Source organism: Variovorax boronicumulans (assembly GCF_019352895.1).
Classification (GTDB): Bacteria; Pseudomonadota; Gammaproteobacteria; order Burkholderiales; family Burkholderiaceae_C; genus Variovorax; species Variovorax boronicumulans_A.
The window spans coordinates 1,231,680-1,246,278 of record NZ_JAAAFX010000004.1 but is presented as its reverse complement, the minus strand read 5'-3'; the positions used below and the strand labels follow the sequence as shown (position 1 = coordinate 1,246,278).

The 14,599-nt window shown below is 62.7% G+C and carries 13 protein-coding genes and 1 pseudogene; 3 read left to right on the top strand and 11 right to left on the bottom strand.

Translation table 11 applies throughout. The annotated features are described in order from the left end of the window. Window positions 1–165 precede the first annotated feature (165 nt). Window positions 166–1,461, bottom strand: a complete 1,296-nt coding sequence (locus tag K0H49_RS07335; protein WP_219210725.1) for a sigma-70 family RNA polymerase sigma factor — start codon at window positions 1,459–1,461, stop codon at window positions 166–168. Window positions 1,462–2,299: 838 nt separating this feature from the next. On the opposite strand from K0H49_RS07335, the pseudogene K0H49_RS07330 reads away from it, so the two are divergent. After that, window positions 2,300–2,684, top strand: a pseudogene (locus K0H49_RS07330) (transposase); the annotation flags it as partial. Window positions 2,685–2,769: 85 nt separating this feature from the next. On the opposite strand, the gene K0H49_RS07325 reads toward K0H49_RS07330, so the two are convergent. From K0H49_RS07325 to K0H49_RS07300, 6 genes are all read right to left on the bottom strand, one after another. Beyond that, window positions 2,770–3,609, bottom strand: a complete 840-nt coding sequence (locus tag K0H49_RS07325; RefSeq protein ID WP_219210723.1) for a hypothetical protein — start codon at window positions 3,607–3,609, stop codon at window positions 2,770–2,772. A gap of 12 nt (window positions 3,610–3,621) precedes the next feature. Further along, complete coding sequence (locus tag K0H49_RS30955; protein ID WP_374122351.1) at window positions 3,622–3,900, bottom strand: C1 family peptidase; 279 nt, start codon at window positions 3,898–3,900, stop codon at window positions 3,622–3,624. A 386-nt stretch (window positions 3,901–4,286) separates the two neighbouring features. Further along, entirely contained in the window at window positions 4,287–5,288 is a 1,002-nt protein-coding gene (locus tag K0H49_RS07315; RefSeq protein ID WP_219210718.1) for an ImmA/IrrE family metallo-endopeptidase, read from the bottom strand. Further along, complete coding sequence (locus tag K0H49_RS07310) at window positions 5,281–5,628, bottom strand: helix-turn-helix domain-containing protein (RefSeq protein WP_219210717.1); 348 nt, start codon at window positions 5,626–5,628, stop codon at window positions 5,281–5,283. The genes K0H49_RS07315 and K0H49_RS07310 overlap by 8 nt, the downstream gene beginning before the upstream one ends. Before the next feature lie 16 nt (window positions 5,629–5,644). Then, window positions 5,645–6,001, bottom strand: a complete 357-nt coding sequence (locus K0H49_RS07305; RefSeq protein WP_219210716.1) for a hypothetical protein — start codon at window positions 5,999–6,001, stop codon at window positions 5,645–5,647. An 85-nt stretch (window positions 6,002–6,086) separates the two neighbouring features. Further along, the gene (locus K0H49_RS07300; RefSeq protein WP_374122313.1) at window positions 6,087–6,791 is read right to left on the bottom strand and encodes a 4'-phosphopantetheinyl transferase family protein; all 705 of its coding nucleotides are present in this window, start codon (window positions 6,789–6,791) and stop codon (window positions 6,087–6,089) included. Between the two features lie 6 nt (window positions 6,792–6,797). Here K0H49_RS07300 and K0H49_RS07295 point away from each other — a divergent pair, with 6 nt between their 5' ends. After that, complete coding sequence (locus tag K0H49_RS07295) at window positions 6,798–7,961, top strand: nucleotide kinase domain-containing protein (protein WP_219210714.1); 1,164 nt, start codon at window positions 6,798–6,800, stop codon at window positions 7,959–7,961. Window positions 7,962–7,997: 36 nt separating this feature from the next. On the opposite strand, the gene K0H49_RS07290 is transcribed toward K0H49_RS07295, so the two are convergent. Continuing rightward, window positions 7,998–9,194, bottom strand: coding sequence for a nucleoside triphosphate pyrophosphohydrolase family protein (locus K0H49_RS07290; RefSeq protein WP_219210713.1), 1,197 nt, complete (start codon window positions 9,192–9,194; stop codon window positions 7,998–8,000). 98 nt (window positions 9,195–9,292) lie between these two features. Between K0H49_RS07290 and K0H49_RS07285 the strand changes: the two genes are divergently transcribed. Next, entirely contained in the window at window positions 9,293–11,446 is a 2,154-nt protein-coding gene (locus K0H49_RS07285; RefSeq protein ID WP_219210712.1) for a metallophosphoesterase, read from the top strand. 353 nt (window positions 11,447–11,799) lie between these two features. On the opposite strand, the gene K0H49_RS07280 is transcribed toward K0H49_RS07285, so the two are convergent. The 3 genes from K0H49_RS07280 to K0H49_RS07270 all read right to left on the bottom strand — a co-directional run bounded on the left by K0H49_RS07280 (window position 11,800) and on the right by K0H49_RS07270 (window position 14,550). Continuing rightward, window positions 11,800–12,006: a hypothetical protein gene (locus K0H49_RS07280; RefSeq protein WP_219210711.1), complete on the bottom strand. Its 207-nt coding sequence runs from the start codon at window positions 12,004–12,006 to the stop codon at window positions 11,800–11,802. Window positions 12,007–12,127: 121 nt separating this feature from the next. After that, a complete protein-coding gene (locus K0H49_RS07275) occupies window positions 12,128–12,898 on the bottom strand; it encodes an RNA pseudouridine synthase (protein WP_219210709.1) in 771 nt (256 codons plus the stop codon). Next, window positions 12,895–14,550 carry an MBL fold metallo-hydrolase gene (locus K0H49_RS07270; protein ID WP_219210707.1) on the bottom strand — a complete coding sequence of 552 codons (1,656 nt, stop codon included), beginning with the start codon at window positions 14,548–14,550 and terminating at the stop codon, window positions 12,895–12,897. The genes K0H49_RS07275 and K0H49_RS07270 overlap by 4 nt, the downstream gene beginning before the upstream one ends. Window positions 14,551–14,599 lie beyond the last annotated feature (49 nt).

Sequence of the window (14,599 nt, the reverse complement as noted above, 5' to 3'; positions counted from 1 at the left end):
ACGGCGATCAGGCGGCGGGCGCCAGCGTGAAGACGGGGAGGATGATCAGCAGCAACAGCAGGCATTCGGGTTTCTCGGCTCGTTCGGGTCCATCGACATCCCGCGCCCCGAAGTCGGTCGGCGCGGGCTCATGGAGTACTGAAACGTACGAACTTCCGAAATCCCTCAGCCGCGACCTTCGATCACCAGCGAACGCCCCGGCCCCCGCTCGCGCACCTGCACCGGCAGGCTGCCCGGCAGCAGCCGCAGCCAGGCCCGGCTGTCGGCGATGCGCACCCGGCCCACCACCGGCAGCTGCGCGACCTCGGGCGCCACCTCGATCGGCTGCGTGCCATAGCGCGCGAGCCGCGCCACCACCTCGCCCAGCGGCGTGTGCTGGAAGTCGAGCCAGCCCTCGCGCCAGGGCGCGACCGCGGCCGCATCGCCGTCGCGGCTGACCGTGAGCTGCGCCCCTTCGATGCGCACGCGCTCGCCTGCGCCCAGCACGCACTGCGCGCCCGCGCCGCTGCGCACCCGCACCTGGCCCGACTCGACCGCCACCTGCAGGTCGCCTGATGGTTGCAGCGCCACTTCGAAGCGCGTGCCCAGCACCGTGACCTCGTGCGCGCCGGCCGCCACGGTGAAGGGCCGCTCCGGGTCGCGCGCCACGTCGAAGAACACGCTGCCGGCCAGCAGCCGCGTGGTGCGCCGAGCCGCGTAATAGGCCACCTCGAGCTGGGTGGCCGCATCGAGCGTGAGCCGGCTGCCGTCGGGCAGCGTCTGCTGCCGGATGCGCCCGGGCGCGGTGGCCAGCGTGAGCGACTGCTCCGGCACATACCGGCGCCAGGCCTGCCAGACCCCCGCGCTGCCCACGCCCATGCCCGCCACGCCCAGCAGCGCCGACAGCGCACGCCGCCGCCCCGTGCGCGCCGGCGGCACCGCCTCGCCACGCCAGCGGTGCAGCGCGGCCTCGACGCCGTCCATGGCGCGCATCACCTCGCGCTCGATGGTCTTGACCGACACCCCATGCTGCGCCGCGAGCTCTGCATGGCTCGCGCCATCGAGCCGGTCCGCCAAAAAGATGTCTCGGCTGCGCGCCGGCAACGCTGCCAGCGCCGCGGCCACCGCATCGAGTGCCTGCCGATGGCCCAGCCGCTCGGCGATGTCGGGCGTCAGCGGCTCACGCAACGGCGCTTCGCCCTCCGCGCGCTGCGGCGTGAAGCGCTCCTGGCCGCGCTGCCGCCGGCGCAGATGGTCGATCGCGATGTTCTCCGCCACCGTGTAGACATACGCCCGCGCGGCCGGGGCCGGCGGCGCCTCATCGCCGGCCGCCCCCCGCTCGGCCAGCCGGATCCAGGTGTCATGCGCCAGCTCCCGCGCGTCCTGCGCACTGCCCGTGCGGCGCGCGATGAAGCGCACCACCTCCGGATAGCTTTCCTGGAAAGCCGAGAGCAGCGGGGTGGGGGAGAGTTGGGCGGACATGGGCGGGAGGAGGGCACGCGGATCGCGCTGGCATTATGACGAGAATGGTTCTCATTTGTGAATGCTTTGTGCGTGGGTGGGGGTGGGTGTCGTGTGGGTGCTGCAGGAGGTGACCATCCCGTCGAGGGCTTTGGGCGACGACACGCAGGGCCGAAATAACTCCGTCGCTCGTATTCACAGGGCAAGCGCCGAGCGGTGTTTTCAGTTTCGACGAGTAGGGTCTAGGCCACCTGGCTTGCGAACTCGCGGTCTATCTGTCGAGTCTCCATCCGCGCACGCCCGAAGGAGCTTGGAGCGACAAAGCGGCAGGGGCAGTTGCGACACTTCATCGCGGTGCGGGAGTTCTGGCTGTTGGCGAGCACGCAGGGTGGGTTTCCGTTTGGGATTCCCAGGCCATGCCGACGGACTATTTGCGTCGGCAGGCGAAGATGCTTTCGCGGCGGGAGGTATCGGAATTGCCGGTGTACGCAGCAATGCTTTCTAGACAGAGACACGGCTGAGAGCTTGTGACCCGGGCGCGCTGTCGGGGTCAAGCTCGGCGGCACCTAGGAAGGATGCTAGAAGTCAACAACGGGCCTTTAGGGTGCCGTAGCGGAACTTCTGCTTTGCATCGGTGCGGTTCGCTTGGACAGCAACTCTTGTCGGCCGGTTGCTACCAAAGCAGCCATTCCATACGGACGAGTGGCTCTCCGCGCAGCACTTGGTGCGGCTTGCCTATGCGGGCCGCCTTGTCCTGCTGCTCTACGGCTGGAATGAACTGGCCGCCGAGGCCCGGCTGCGCGCCATTCGGGAGCTCGACATGTTGCGGCGCGAGTATCTGCTGCTGTGCGTGATCGCGGGCACCCGCACGGACGCTGAACTCGTCAACACGATGCTGGATGCGGCCATCGAGACGGTTGTCGATACTGAAGACCGCCCGTTGTTCACTCCGATCGTGGTGCCCACTATCGCTGGTTAGGCTGGCTCTCGCGTATCGCTGATGCAAAGTTCATTCGCTCGATGTCTCGCAAGGGGTACTCGCCTGATAACGCGGCATGCGAAGACTTCTTCGGTCGATTGAAAGCCGAGCTGTTCTATCTCGCAATTGGCAGTCCACAACCATCGAGCAGTTCATCCAAGCCGTGGACGGCTACATCCGTTGGTACAACGAACAGCGAATCAAGATCTCCCTGGGCTCTCTCAGCCCCATCGAATACCGAGAGAGTCTTGGACTTACAGCATAAAACCAGTCCAAGCTTTTATCCGCCCCCCCAGGGGGTCAGTTTTACTTCGGTGCGAACAGGCCTGAGCAAGGGCTCGCGATCACCGTCAGGCAACAACTGACTGCTCCGAACGAGCCAGAATTGCTTCGCATTCGTTGACTAGAGTCTTTAGCGCTGATTGCCGCCACGGCTTCTGCCCGCTCTTCCCATCGCCCTCTTCAAGTATTGCGAGCGTTGCGTGGCAGACGAGCGGCCCCACCGGGATGCCAACTTCGCGCGCGATGCACGCTTGCAGCCGCGCAAGACCCTTGAAGTTTCCAAGCGCTTTCTGAATGAAGAATTGGTATCGGTAGATCGCCGTGAGGTAGAGCTCTTTGTTTGGCCCTAGCTTCAGGCTGATGTGACTGAGGCACTGCCCACCACGTCCGTTGTCGTAGTCATTCTCAGCGTCGTAGAGCTTCAACTCCAGTGGAGAAAACGTCAGGTCGAGTTCATACGTCGCCCTCGGAGGGCCACCCTTCTTGACCCGCTCGGACGTCTCAATCGCCTTCTTCATTTTTTCTATGGCGAGCTTGAGCGGGTTGATGGCTGTGCCGTCAGCACACTCGCGCCGGGTCAGCCGCAGTGCGTAGGTTCCCCACTGGTTCGCGCGAACTGCCTTAATGTGTGGATAGACAGCGGTCGGATAGTCATAAACCTTTTTCAGTCCGCCAGATTTGTACTCTGTCGCGGGAAAAATCGTGTCTGACACGGTCTGCACCGGAAGGCAGTTGTGGTTAGCCAAGAACGCGTCCACGCGCTGTTCGATAGCCTTGGTCACCTCGGTCTCAGCTCCCGGCTGTTCGATCTCGACGATGAGGTTGTAGATGCGCTCATGCTCGTCCAGCAGATGACGAGCAGACTCCAGCCAAGCTTCGGCGCGAGACGTTTTAGATACGAGTTTCATGGTGTCCTTTCGCTATGCCGGCGGGGGCAGCGTCGCAATCGTTCTTGACCCGACAAGGTTGTCCTTCAGGTAGTCCAGTGGCAGCCAGGCATGACCGCCCGCTCCCCACCTGAACCCCCAGCTGTTTCGGATGAGCACTAGGTCGTTGTATCTGCCTTCAACCGAAGAGCCCAGTCCTACGCACAACACGGCATGCCCGCCAGCAGCCTTGCCAGACGTGTCAATGACATGGGGAGCAACTTGGACCCGGTTGAACCCAGGGACTAAGCGCAAACCCAGCACCACGGGCATCCCTGCCTGTAATGAGTCGATGACGCCAGATGCCCCATCAGCGCACACATTCAGGCTGCCACGCCAAATCTTTGTCAGCGCCGGGGGCTCCCAGGGATCCGGCGTCTTCGGCTGATAGGGCCACTCGACCTCACTGGGCTGTCCATCGTTGCGCAGCGCTTGGTCAGCTGCGACCAGCGTCAGGCCATCTGCCACGATCAGCGAGGGGACTCTCTTGAAGCCCGTGTAAAACAGGTATTCCGCCGACAGTCGGTGCTCCAAGCCTTGGGCATGGGCGTGAGCGTCCGACACGACACAGGCCAAGCACGTGGGTCGCGCACCCTGATCCCGTACTCCGGTCCAAGCGCCGCGTATATCGGCATGGACAACGATGCCTCCGACTTCGCTCATGCAGCCATCAACCTTTCGGCGCGAAGCAGACCAACGGGCTCCTTCCCCAGGAGGGCCAGTTTGAACTCCATCGAGTTCAGCGCGCTGTCGCTGCCTTCCCAAGGTCGACGCTCTTCCAGGCGCAGTGTGGTACGGCCGGGCGCAGCCCTGCCTTGAACGACGACGCGTCGGGATACGGTACCGCCCAGTGAGGCGTCGACTGGCTCGGCACGGTCATCCTTTCGCACCTCGAAGTCGGTAGATGGGACAGGCTCGATGTCCCATTCGTAGCCACTCGCCAGGTGCTCCTCAAGGTTGAGAACAACGAAATCTTCGGGACTGCCGAGGAGTTGAGCGCCTTTGTCGCGATCGGAAAGGAGCCATACGTCCTGACGCCAGGAAGATGGAACAACGTCATACATCGTCCGCTGTTTCGATTCCTTCGGTGCTTTGGCGGCGAGCGCTCCAGCTTCCCGCTGGGTCAGCAGATTTGCCGAAGCAAGCGCGTAGCACGTAGCTTGATAACTGGCAGCCAGGCGTAAAGACAGCTGATACACGACCTCGCTGCGCCGCAACTCAACTACTCCCCAGCCTTGCCGTCGAGCGTGCGCAACGATCAACCACTTCGGCAGCATGAACTCTCCAGCGAAGGAGTCAGCCTCAAGCTCTTGCTCGTCGTAGCCCGTCTTCTCACCACGTCCGACGTAGCCGACGCTGATGTCGAGGCTGACGGTCCGGTGCTGGAGCACATGGTGGCCAAGCTCGTGGGCCGCGGTGAATCGCTGGACGTGATGGTCGCGTTGTGTCGTCACAAGCATCCCGGCAGAATTTGGTGTCGGCACGTAAACGCCAAGAAGCCCATCCAACGGCCGGAATAGCACCATGATCCTAAGCGCTTCAATGGCGGCAAAGATGTCCATCGGGCGGCTGCCGTCCTTCAACTGCTCCCGAAAGCCAAGCTTGTGGTGAAGCTCGGCCGCACGAGCGATGCCGTTGAGGATGGCGTCGCGCTTAGTCATTACCGCCTCCGTCGGACTGCGACCGCTGCATCAGGAACTCGGTAAATCTCAGGACTTCCGAGCGGTCCTTCTCAGACAGAGTTGAAGCCTGCCGCGCCAGCATGTTGACGTCAGCTGGATACTCGACCTGCTCTTCGCCAGTGAAGTGCGCCGTGGGCCTTTGATAGAGCCGAGCCAGAGCGGTCAGTTCTTGGGCTACGACGCTGCGCTTACCGCTCTCAATGAGCGAGACCGCCGAGCGGGGAATGCTTGTTGCGTGGGCGACCTCTTGCTGCGAGAGGCCGAGGTACTCACGCGCTTCCTTGAGCCTTGCAGCAATTGCGGCTTGGTCGTCGGACATGTTCAGGTCTCCTGCTCTAGTGAACCGCGTCGGCCTCTTCCGGTGCGGGCACGGAAGCCGGCTCAGCCGGAACCGCGACGCGGTGCTGTTTGATCTGGTTGAGGATGTGTGTCACCGCGGCTTCCACCGTTTGGTAGCCGCCACGCTGGATCCAGCGTGGGTCAAGGGACTCGCCGGTCAGCTCTTTGACCGCCGGCGATAGTTTCGCGACCGTCTTCGAGTCCACGACAGGGGTATCCCACAAAGGGTCTTTCGCGAGATCCGGGAGCGCACAGTCCTCCTGCTCTCGCTCAAGGTCCTTCGTCAACCGGTCCTTCAACGTGGGCAATAGCTCCCAGAATTTGGCCGGGGTCATCATCTTCGGCTTGCTCATGCGCACTCCTGTTCGGAATTCAAACGAAGTTTATCACATGTTGTTCGATATTCAAACAATCCGTTTTTTAGCCTAGCCGTCCCCACTACGGGAAAGCGGCTGCGGAGATGGTGGCGATCGCCAGGGGTGCGCCCTCAAAGCCGACGCGCCGCACGCGCATCAGGTCGAGCACGCGCGCCGTGGAGCGCGCTGCGCGCCAGCCTGCGACGACCATTTCGCCATCAGCTGGGTGGTGTGTTGCCAACAGCCGCGCCTGATGCGCTTTAAGGGCAGCGTCCTGTGTCAGCGGGAACTGGCACTTGAAGATCGCCTCCTTCGCGGAGAACGCAAAGTTCTGGGCAACTGCACGCTCGCTCACCCCCAAAGCGCGCTGGACGCGCTGGACCTCGGACTCCCAGGTCACGCCGGCGGCGGCTTCATCCCCCAACGGACGCGCGTCGTCCATATCGACACCTACCGAGCGATACTCGGTGGCAAGACCGATCAGCGCGACGGCACGCGCGTGCGTGTGACTGATGCTCCCGCGAAGCCCGGCCGGGAAGACGGGCTCTCCTTCGGCACCCCGCCCAATACCAACGGCACGTAGCCCAAGGGCAACCATCGCTTGGCGGGCCGCATCACGCCCTGCAGCGAATTCGGCGCGCCGTCGTAGGGTGGCATCGGCCATGAGAGCCTCCTCGTCGAGCCGCAGCTCTTCAGGCGTCCGTGACACTGTCACAAAGCAAGCGACCAGGTGCTCGCCAATCCAGTGCAGTCCTATAGGTGGCAACTCCGACGTCCTTTTGGGCATGAGACAATGAAGCGCTGGCGAAAGAGGCGCATTGAGCGCCTCCAAACGACTTCACTCAGCGACGCGAGATTTGTAACGGTGACCGGAAAAAACCTTGGGCCTAGGCCCAACTCCTCGAAGACGAACGGAGCAACCACGTTCGCAAAGCGCACGGAGCCTACCCCGACCATCGTCTACGACTCCTACTGGAAGTTCGCCGCTGAGCGCCAGCAGCTCTACTTCAATCGGCTCACCGACGAGCATGGCCCTTGGACTCAAGATCCTGTGCTCAAAGAGTACAAGTTCACAAATGCCTACCGGGCGGCCGACCGCGTGAGCCAGTACCTTATCAGACAGGTCATCTACCGAGGCTCGTTCGATGAGTTGGACGTGGCATTCCGCACCCTGCTGTTCAAGCTCTTCAACAAGATAGAGACTTGGGAGCTTCTCACGGCGCGCTTTGGGCCCCTATCGAGGGCGACCTTCGACGTAGCGAGGTTTGACGCAGCTCTAAGCGAAGCGATACGGGCCAACCAGCGGATCTACTCCGCTGCGTACATCATGCCCAACGCTCCTCGCTTGATTGAGGGGTCGTACAAGCACCGCACTCATCTGGATCTGCTGAGCTCAATGGTCAAAACTGGGCTCTTCGAAAAGCTCTTCGCTACAGGTTCCATGCGAGAGGTTTACGAACTCTTGCTCTCCCTTCCCAGCATTGGGCCCTTCCTCGCCTACCAGTACGCTGTGGACCTCAACTACAGCGATATTTTTGAGTTCAGCGAGAACGAGTTTGTTCAGCCGGGCCCCGGTGCCTTGAACGGTTTGACGAAGTGCTTCTCCTCGCTTGGAGACTACTCTCCAGCTGACGCCATTCGGTGGGTTACCGAACGTCAAGAGTCTGAGTTCAAGACAAGAGGACTCGACTTTAAGTCCCTGTGGGGGCGGCCACTTCAGCTCATCGACTGCCAAAATCTGTTCTGTGAGGTCGACAAGTACGCACGAGTGGTACATCCAGAGTTCAGCGTCCTTACAGGCCGCGCTCGCATCAAGCAGAAGTTTTCGAGCAGCGGAGAACTCCCTTCTCCCTACTTCCCGCCCAAGTGGAAGCTCAAACTCGAGCTGCCTAAGAAAACAAGCCATTGGCCGTTTCCCAAAGCAAAGGTCAGGTGCCAGAACGAACTCTTTGTCTGAACTCGAGGAGGCTTAGAAACCGCGAAGCGGGTCGCCTCAGCGTGTCTTGAAAGTCAAAGAGTGCTCGTCCAGATCCACAATGACCTGGCCGCCTCGATGCTCCTTTAGCAGTCGGAAAACACGGTAGCCCTCGAGGATCGCGGCCTCCCACTGCCACATCGGCCTCACGTCGACCTCGTAGCCCTGGACAAAGTCCCGCACCGACTTCAATAGGTCGAAGTCCAATGAAGTCGTCGAGCGGAAAAACATCGCACGCGACGCATGGGTGAAGATCCAGGACGAGATGCCCTCCTCAATGAGAATGGCACGCGCTCCATCCTCATTTCGGTCGATCTCCGGTTTAGACTTGCGCTTGCGCTTGAGCAAAGCACGCAGGGTTGGTGACCAACCCAGCACTGCGGCGTGAGCCAGATGGAAAATATCGTGGAAGCGATAGTCGTCCTCCACGGGCCGATTGTCGGTGAGGATGTCGCCGACGTAGACGCCGTTCATTTCGAGCACCACGAACGTGTTGCCGTTCACGGTCCGCTCGGAGAAGTCGAACACCATGTGGCGTAGGAATTGCTCCGGCGCCGGGTAACCCTCATCGAACGGGCGTCCCCAGACCCGCTTGTGAGGCCAACGGCCTTCGGACTTGACCACGTTCTGCCGCGCGGCAATGTCAAGGCTGATGTCCGCGTCGTCGGCCGCACGTACTAGAGCGCGGAAGACCTCGACCAGGTCCGCGGCCAGCCGATCACGGTTGCTGCCAGTACGGCCACTCGCATAACTGTCCAGGAGACCACCTGCTTTCGCTGCCAACTCGATGAGGCGGGTCTCGAAGGCTGTGCTGGTCGAGGCTTCGTAATTGCTAGTGTTCTGCAAGTGTGCAAAAGTGTGCACGATCGGCTGGCCGTGATAGCTCCAGTCAACGTGGCTGGCCACCACACGACCCGCTAGGTCGGAAAGCTTAAGGCCGACCCGGTTCGCAGCATTGGCAAGATACCAGAGCGCGTCGCCAAACTCCTCCACCACCGCCGACTCGTACGCGATGAAGGCATCCTTGTCGCGCCGCTTCTTCTTGAGAGCGCTCAGCAGGCTACCAACCTCACCAAACAAGCCAAGCAGCATGAACCCAACGCCGTCTGCCCCTGAGAGGCCGGACCTATCAGAGATTGCCGTAAAGTCTTGGTACTCGTCGAGCTGAAGGGCGTCGCCGACTTCTTCGAACAGCTGGGCTTGATTGAGTGGCAAGTATTCATCTCCGGGCGCCCGGCGGAGCGGAGGTCGCGAGCCGGTAGATCGCCCATTCTTACAAATTCTAGGCCAGCATCGACAACATAGGAGAAACCATGGCGCCAGCAGCGCGTTTTCTGCATATCACTGATACGCACCTGAAGCCGGGAGGCTCCGAGTACAAACTCGACGAACGGAAGGTTGACGTGCAGCTGGAGCCTCAGACTCGAGAAATTGCCCTAGAGGGCGGACTTGAACGGCTGGCAGAACGGCTTAAGGACGCTCGTGCACGGCTGGATGGCGTCATCTTTAGCGGAGATGCGTTGAGCGGCGGAACCCCCGGCGGTGACAAGCTCCTGCTTGAACTCATGCTCCGTCACCTTGAGCCGTTCGGCATCACAGCGAAACAGATTGTCGCCGTACCTGGGAATCACGACGTGCCTCGAGGTGTTGCACCGAGCTCCCAGGATCGCTACGAGCAATTCCTCGCGGCTTGGCGCGATGCTGGCTGCATAACGCCCTGGATCGACGGAATTGACGCGGCGAAACCGGACTTCAGAGACCACATTCTGCTCGGCCCGGATAACGAATGGGCGGTCTTGGCAGTCAACTCCAGCAACTGGTCGCACGTCAGCGCCCTCCCCAAAAATCTGCTAGCCAGATGGGCCGACATTCCAAAGGCCCTGGCACCTACTGACGCTGTGCTGAGGAAGACGCTCACCGACGAGCTTGATTCCTTAAGCCGCTACGACATGGCGCGCGTATCACCAGCCCAGCTTGCCGCCGTGCGGCACATGCTCGCGCAGTTGCCCCCACCGACGCGTGGCCGGCAACTGAGGGTGATGGCCCTTCACCACCACCTGCGCTCGCCCTCTCTTGCGGAGGAGGTGAAACCTTTTTCTGACCTAAGCAATCTCGAACAAGTACGGACCTTCATTGCCGAACAGGGCATTCGCGTGGTGCTCCATGGCCACAAGCATGCGGCACGCGTCCACTCCGACTTCATTGAGTCAGCCGCAAGTCATCTACCGCATAAAGTGTTGATGGTTGCAGGCTCGTCGTTCAGCGCTTCCGATCATGCAGATGCGATGAGGCTTCTCAGCCTTACTGGACTGCCGTGGGTTCCTACGCTGGATATTGAGCCAATCGCGCTCCCTCGGCAGGGCCTAGGTACGGCTGCAGGGAAATCCACGTCTGTGCGACTGTGGTCTCCGACGGATAGTGCTGAGGAAGCTCCGGTAGCTATCCAAGGCACCAACTTCGATGAGGTCTACGCACGTGTCGTTGTCGCAGCACGCGAGGAAGCAAAGGAGCGGACTCTCATTGTCCAACTCGACCTCTCAGACTTCACTACCGTGAAGCGGCTCCCTGAGGGCTATCCGACCAAGCTAAGGACCACTGAGGAACGCAGCCACTGGCTCGCGGACCTGGTGAACTGGTGGCAACTGCCTCAGTCGCAGCTCCAGGAACGTGTGCCCTATATCCACGGCGCCCGATTGCACAACTATGCTAGCAACCTCAATCAGATTGATCGAGTCCGCAGCCTCTTGAAAACCAAGCAGACGACGCGTGCTATCGCCCTGCTGGTTGACCCTTCAATTGATTTCAAAGATGTCGCTGGCGCCAAGAACGACTTTGCATCATTCTGTCTGGTTCAGTTTACCCGCCGGGATGAGGGGGGTGCAATTTATGTGGACTGCGTCGGCTACTATCGAACCCAAGAAATGGTTCAGTGGTGGCCGATCAACGTAGCTGAGCTATTACACCTCCAGACTGAAGTCGCCAAAGGCTTTGCAGGACGTCCCGGCCGCATCACCACGGTGACCGCATGTGCACGTTCTGCTGGAGTTCTGCCGACGCATGTGGCGATGCCGGTCATTGACCGCTGGCTCGATCAGACACCTGAGAAGTACTTCATCTTGGCCTCTACGCTGCTCAGCGGGAAGGCAATGACCGAAGACCCACACGGTGTGCTCGAAGAGTGGCTAGCCTCACTGGACGAGCTCGCCGAAGCCGCCACCACCGTGACTCCGGACGGAGGTCCGGTTGTTGCAATCGAAGGCCCCGCTCGGCTAGCGAAATATCTCCTCAGTGGTGCCGGGCCAAAAATTGACGAATGCAAAAAGCTTGCGGGCGATCTTGAGGAGATTGCCCGGATGGGCAGAACGCCTCCCTCAGCAGATCAGCACTCAAATCGTCACGCCTGGGGTGAGCGTCTTTCCCGGCTACTTAGAAGCTGCGTGACCCAGTGCCGAGCGATCGTACAGTAGCTCAATACGTCTAGGACAACGTTGCAGCAGTCGATACGGCTCGGTTCGCCCTCTATGGGCTCGCTCGATTGAGAGATGCAAGAAACGGGGTGCAGGAGATGCCAGCATCTCGTTGGCCTATTAACGCAAAGCGCTGGGTCAAGGGCTTCATGAGCGCATGCTGCTGCACACAAAGACCAGTTCTCCGAAAGCTGCCGGACCAGTAGAGATAAGCAAACAGTTCATTTGCCTACGACTTGAGCGTCCACTCTCACAAAGATCAGTCAACGAAAAAGCTGTTGCGGGCCGACACCGTTCAGCCTGCAGCAGACGTCGAGCATCGGCAAGCTTCGTGCCGTAGCTGCCCAAACCTCTCACCGCCAAACGTAATGCCCCTTCACCACCCGCCCATGCTCCCGATGCGCCTTGACCCAAATCTTCTTCTTCGCATGCGGCCGATGCACCTGGTGTGACGGGGCGCGCTTCATGTGCGGGCCGTTGCCGTGATGGGCCGGGCCGGGTTGGGCGAAGGACAGTGAGGAAACGAGAACAGCCGCGGCGAACAATGCGATTTTTTTCATGTGTAACTCCAATCAAGAGAAGAGACGACGACCTGAGCTTAGAAGGGCTCTGTGAAAGCAGCCTTAGGTAGAAGAACGCTTTACGCAGCTTTACGGCCGACAGGCCGCCCAGGCCTCACCCTCAAAACTTTTCATGCGGCAGCAGATAGCGCCAGTTCCCCGGCGCCATCCCCGCCAGCGACATGCGCCCCACGCGCTGCCGCTTCATCGCCACGATGCGCAGGTCCACGCTGTCGCACATCTGCGCGATCTGACCGGGCCAGGCGCCCTTCATTGCGAAGCGCAGGCCGGTCACGCCCTCGTTCTGGCGGTTGATGCTGACCTTGGCCGGCAGCATGGCGCGGCCGTCGATCACGGGCGACTGGTTGAGGCGGTGCAGCGCCTGCGGGCCGACCTCGCCCTGCACGTCGACCATCACCTCGTATTCCATCAGCGCGGCGTCTTCGACCAGCTTGCGCTCGATGCGCGGGTCCTGCGTGAAGACGATCAGGCCGCCGGCGCCGGTCTCCAGCGGCGTGAAGCAGCGCTGGTTCGCGAAATGGCGCTGCAGCGTGGGGCGCTGCGACACGTCGTGCTCGCAGCGTTGGTCGGGCACCAGCAGGCGCGCGATCGGCGCGTCGAAGGCCATGCCCGGCAGCTTGTTCAGCAGCAGGGTCACGACCTGCACCGGCTCGGGCTTGGCGCTCTTGTCGACCTCGACGGTCTGCTCGGGCTTGACGCGGGCCTGCGGCACCTCGATGCGCTGGCCGTCGACGCGCACGGCGCCGTTCTCGATCAGCAGCTCGGCCTCGCGGCGCGAGCACCCGACCTGCGCCGCGACGCGCTTGGCCAGGCGGATGCCTTCGTCGCTCTCGTCGTTCCGGGTGTCATGGCGTGCGGGTGCGCGGTTCATGCCAGGCCTTTCTCGCGGATGCGTTCGACATGTGCGGTCAGCGATCGCGCTGCCACCGGCCACATGCGTTGCGGCACATCGCTGTACGCGACCGGCAGCCATTCCTCGGGCGTGCCCTGCGGCTGCGCGCGCATGGCGGCCAGGATGCGGGCCTCGCGCCGCAGGCGGTGCATCTTCAGGTACGCGATGGCATCGCGCGCCGAGCCCAGCACATAGCCGTGCGCGGGCAGGATGAAGTTGACATCGCCGGTCGCGCAGGCCTCGTCCAGGGTGTCGAGCGAATCGAGGTACGCGTCCATGTGGCCGTCCGGTGGGTCGACCACCGTGGTGCTGCCGTTGAGGATGTGGTCGCCGGAGAACAGCAGGCCGTCTTCCTCCAGCACCAGGCACAGGTGGTTGGCCGCGTGGCCGGGCGTGTGGATCACGCGCAGCGTGTGGGTGGTCTCGCGCGATGCGCCCTGCAACACCAGGCGCTCGCCGTCGGCCAGGGCGCGGTCGGGCGTGAACTGCGCATGGGCGCGTGCGGTGGGCGCCGAGGGCAGGCCGAGGATCGGCGGCTTCGTCGACGTGCACAGCGCCTGCAGCGGCGCGGCGGCCGGCGAATGGTCGGCGTGCGAATGGGTGCAGACGATCATGCGGATGTCGCCGCCCGTGGCCGCGTGCAGCCGCGCGATGTGCGCTTCGTCGCGCGGGCCCGGGTCGACCACGATGTAGCCGGTGGCGGCGTCGCCCACGATGTAGCTGTTGGTGCCGGGGCCGGTCATGGCGCTGGGGTTGGGCGCGGTCAGGCGCTGCAGGTTGTGCAGCAGCCGCACCGGCGCCTCGCTCTGCCAGTCGAGCGCATGCACGATCTGGCCGTCGGGGCAGACCAGCGCGAGCTCGCCATACGGCGTGTCGCTTTCCATGAAGCGGGCTTCCTGGCCCTTGAGCAGGCCGGCGCGCGGGCAGCTAGTGAACAGCGGCTGTTCCTGCGCGCAGGCGGCCAGCACCGCGTCGACCGTGGCGTAGGCGGTGAAGCGTTCGAGCGTGCGCACGGTCGGGAACATCAGCAGGAAGCCGCCGGCCTTGTGGCGCTCCAGCGCGTCGGCCGGCCGCACCCACACGGGTTCGAACTGCTCGGTCTCGTCGGCCGTGGGCGTCTGGCCCTCGGGCATGCGCGCCACCAGGAAGGGCACGTCGAAACGCTTGGGCAGGTCGCGGTCGGTGATCCAGTGGGCGAAGGTGAAGACCTGGTCGGTCGCCAGGCGCAGGCCCTGCGTGGCGCATTGGGCGGCGAAGGGCTGCGTGCCGTCGGTGGTGCTGCGGTCCATGGCCGCGACTTCGGCGGCCTCGACCGGGCGGCCGTCGGCATGGCGCGCCAGCAGCACGCCCAGTTCCTCGAAGCATTCGCGCAGCGCGGCGATCGATTGGGTGAGCTGCAGGTCGCTCTGCGTGACGCGGCGTTCGGCCACGCCGTGGGCCTGGGCGTCGCCCGCATCGATGCGGCCGCCGGGGAAGACGTAGGCACCGGCGCCGAAGCTGGCCTTGTCGGAGCGGCGCGTCATCAGCACCTCGATGCCGGCCGGCGTGTCGCGCAGCAGCAGCAGGGTGGCGGCGTCGCGCACGGGGGCGGCTTCGCGTGGGGGGTATGTGAGTTGTGTGGGGCGGACCATGCGTCGATTATCGGCAGCATGGCGCCGGCCCGCCGGTCACGTACTCGAC

Bases quoted from the DNA above. Each gene is read 5' to 3' on its own strand.
- K0H49_RS07335 (WP_219210725.1), bottom strand. From the start codon at position 1,461: ATGTCCGCCCAACTCTCCCCCACCCCGCTGCTCTCGGCTTTCCAGGAA.
- K0H49_RS07325 (WP_219210723.1), bottom strand. From the start codon at position 3,609: ATGAAACTCGTATCTAAAACGTCTCGCGCCGAAGCTTGGCTGGAGTCT.
- K0H49_RS30955 (WP_374122351.1), bottom strand. From the start codon at position 3,900: ATGCCCGTGGTGCTGGGTTTGCGCTTAGTCCCTGGGTTCAACCGGGTC.
- K0H49_RS07315 (WP_219210718.1), bottom strand. From the start codon at position 5,288: ATGACTAAGCGCGACGCCATCCTCAACGGCATCGCTCGTGCGGCCGAG.
- K0H49_RS07310 (WP_219210717.1), bottom strand. From the start codon at position 5,628: ATGTCCGACGACCAAGCCGCAATTGCTGCAAGGCTCAAGGAAGCGCGT.
- K0H49_RS07305 (WP_219210716.1), bottom strand. From the start codon at position 6,001: ATGAGCAAGCCGAAGATGATGACCCCGGCCAAATTCTGGGAGCTATTG.
- K0H49_RS07300 (WP_374122313.1), bottom strand. From the start codon at position 6,791: ATGCCCAAAAGGACGTCGGAGTTGCCACCTATAGGACTGCACTGGATT.
- K0H49_RS07295 (WP_219210714.1), top strand. From the start codon at position 6,798: ATGAAGCGCTGGCGAAAGAGGCGCATTGAGCGCCTCCAAACGACTTCA.
- K0H49_RS07285 (WP_219210712.1), top strand. From the start codon at position 9,293: ATGGCGCCAGCAGCGCGTTTTCTGCATATCACTGATACGCACCTGAAG.
- K0H49_RS07280 (WP_219210711.1), bottom strand. From the start codon at position 12,006: ATGAAAAAAATCGCATTGTTCGCCGCGGCTGTTCTCGTTTCCTCACTG.
- K0H49_RS07275 (WP_219210709.1), bottom strand. From the start codon at position 12,898: ATGAACCGCGCACCCGCACGCCATGACACCCGGAACGACGAGAGCGAC.
- K0H49_RS07270 (WP_219210707.1), bottom strand. From the start codon at position 14,550: ATGGTCCGCCCCACACAACTCACATACCCCCCACGCGAAGCCGCCCCC.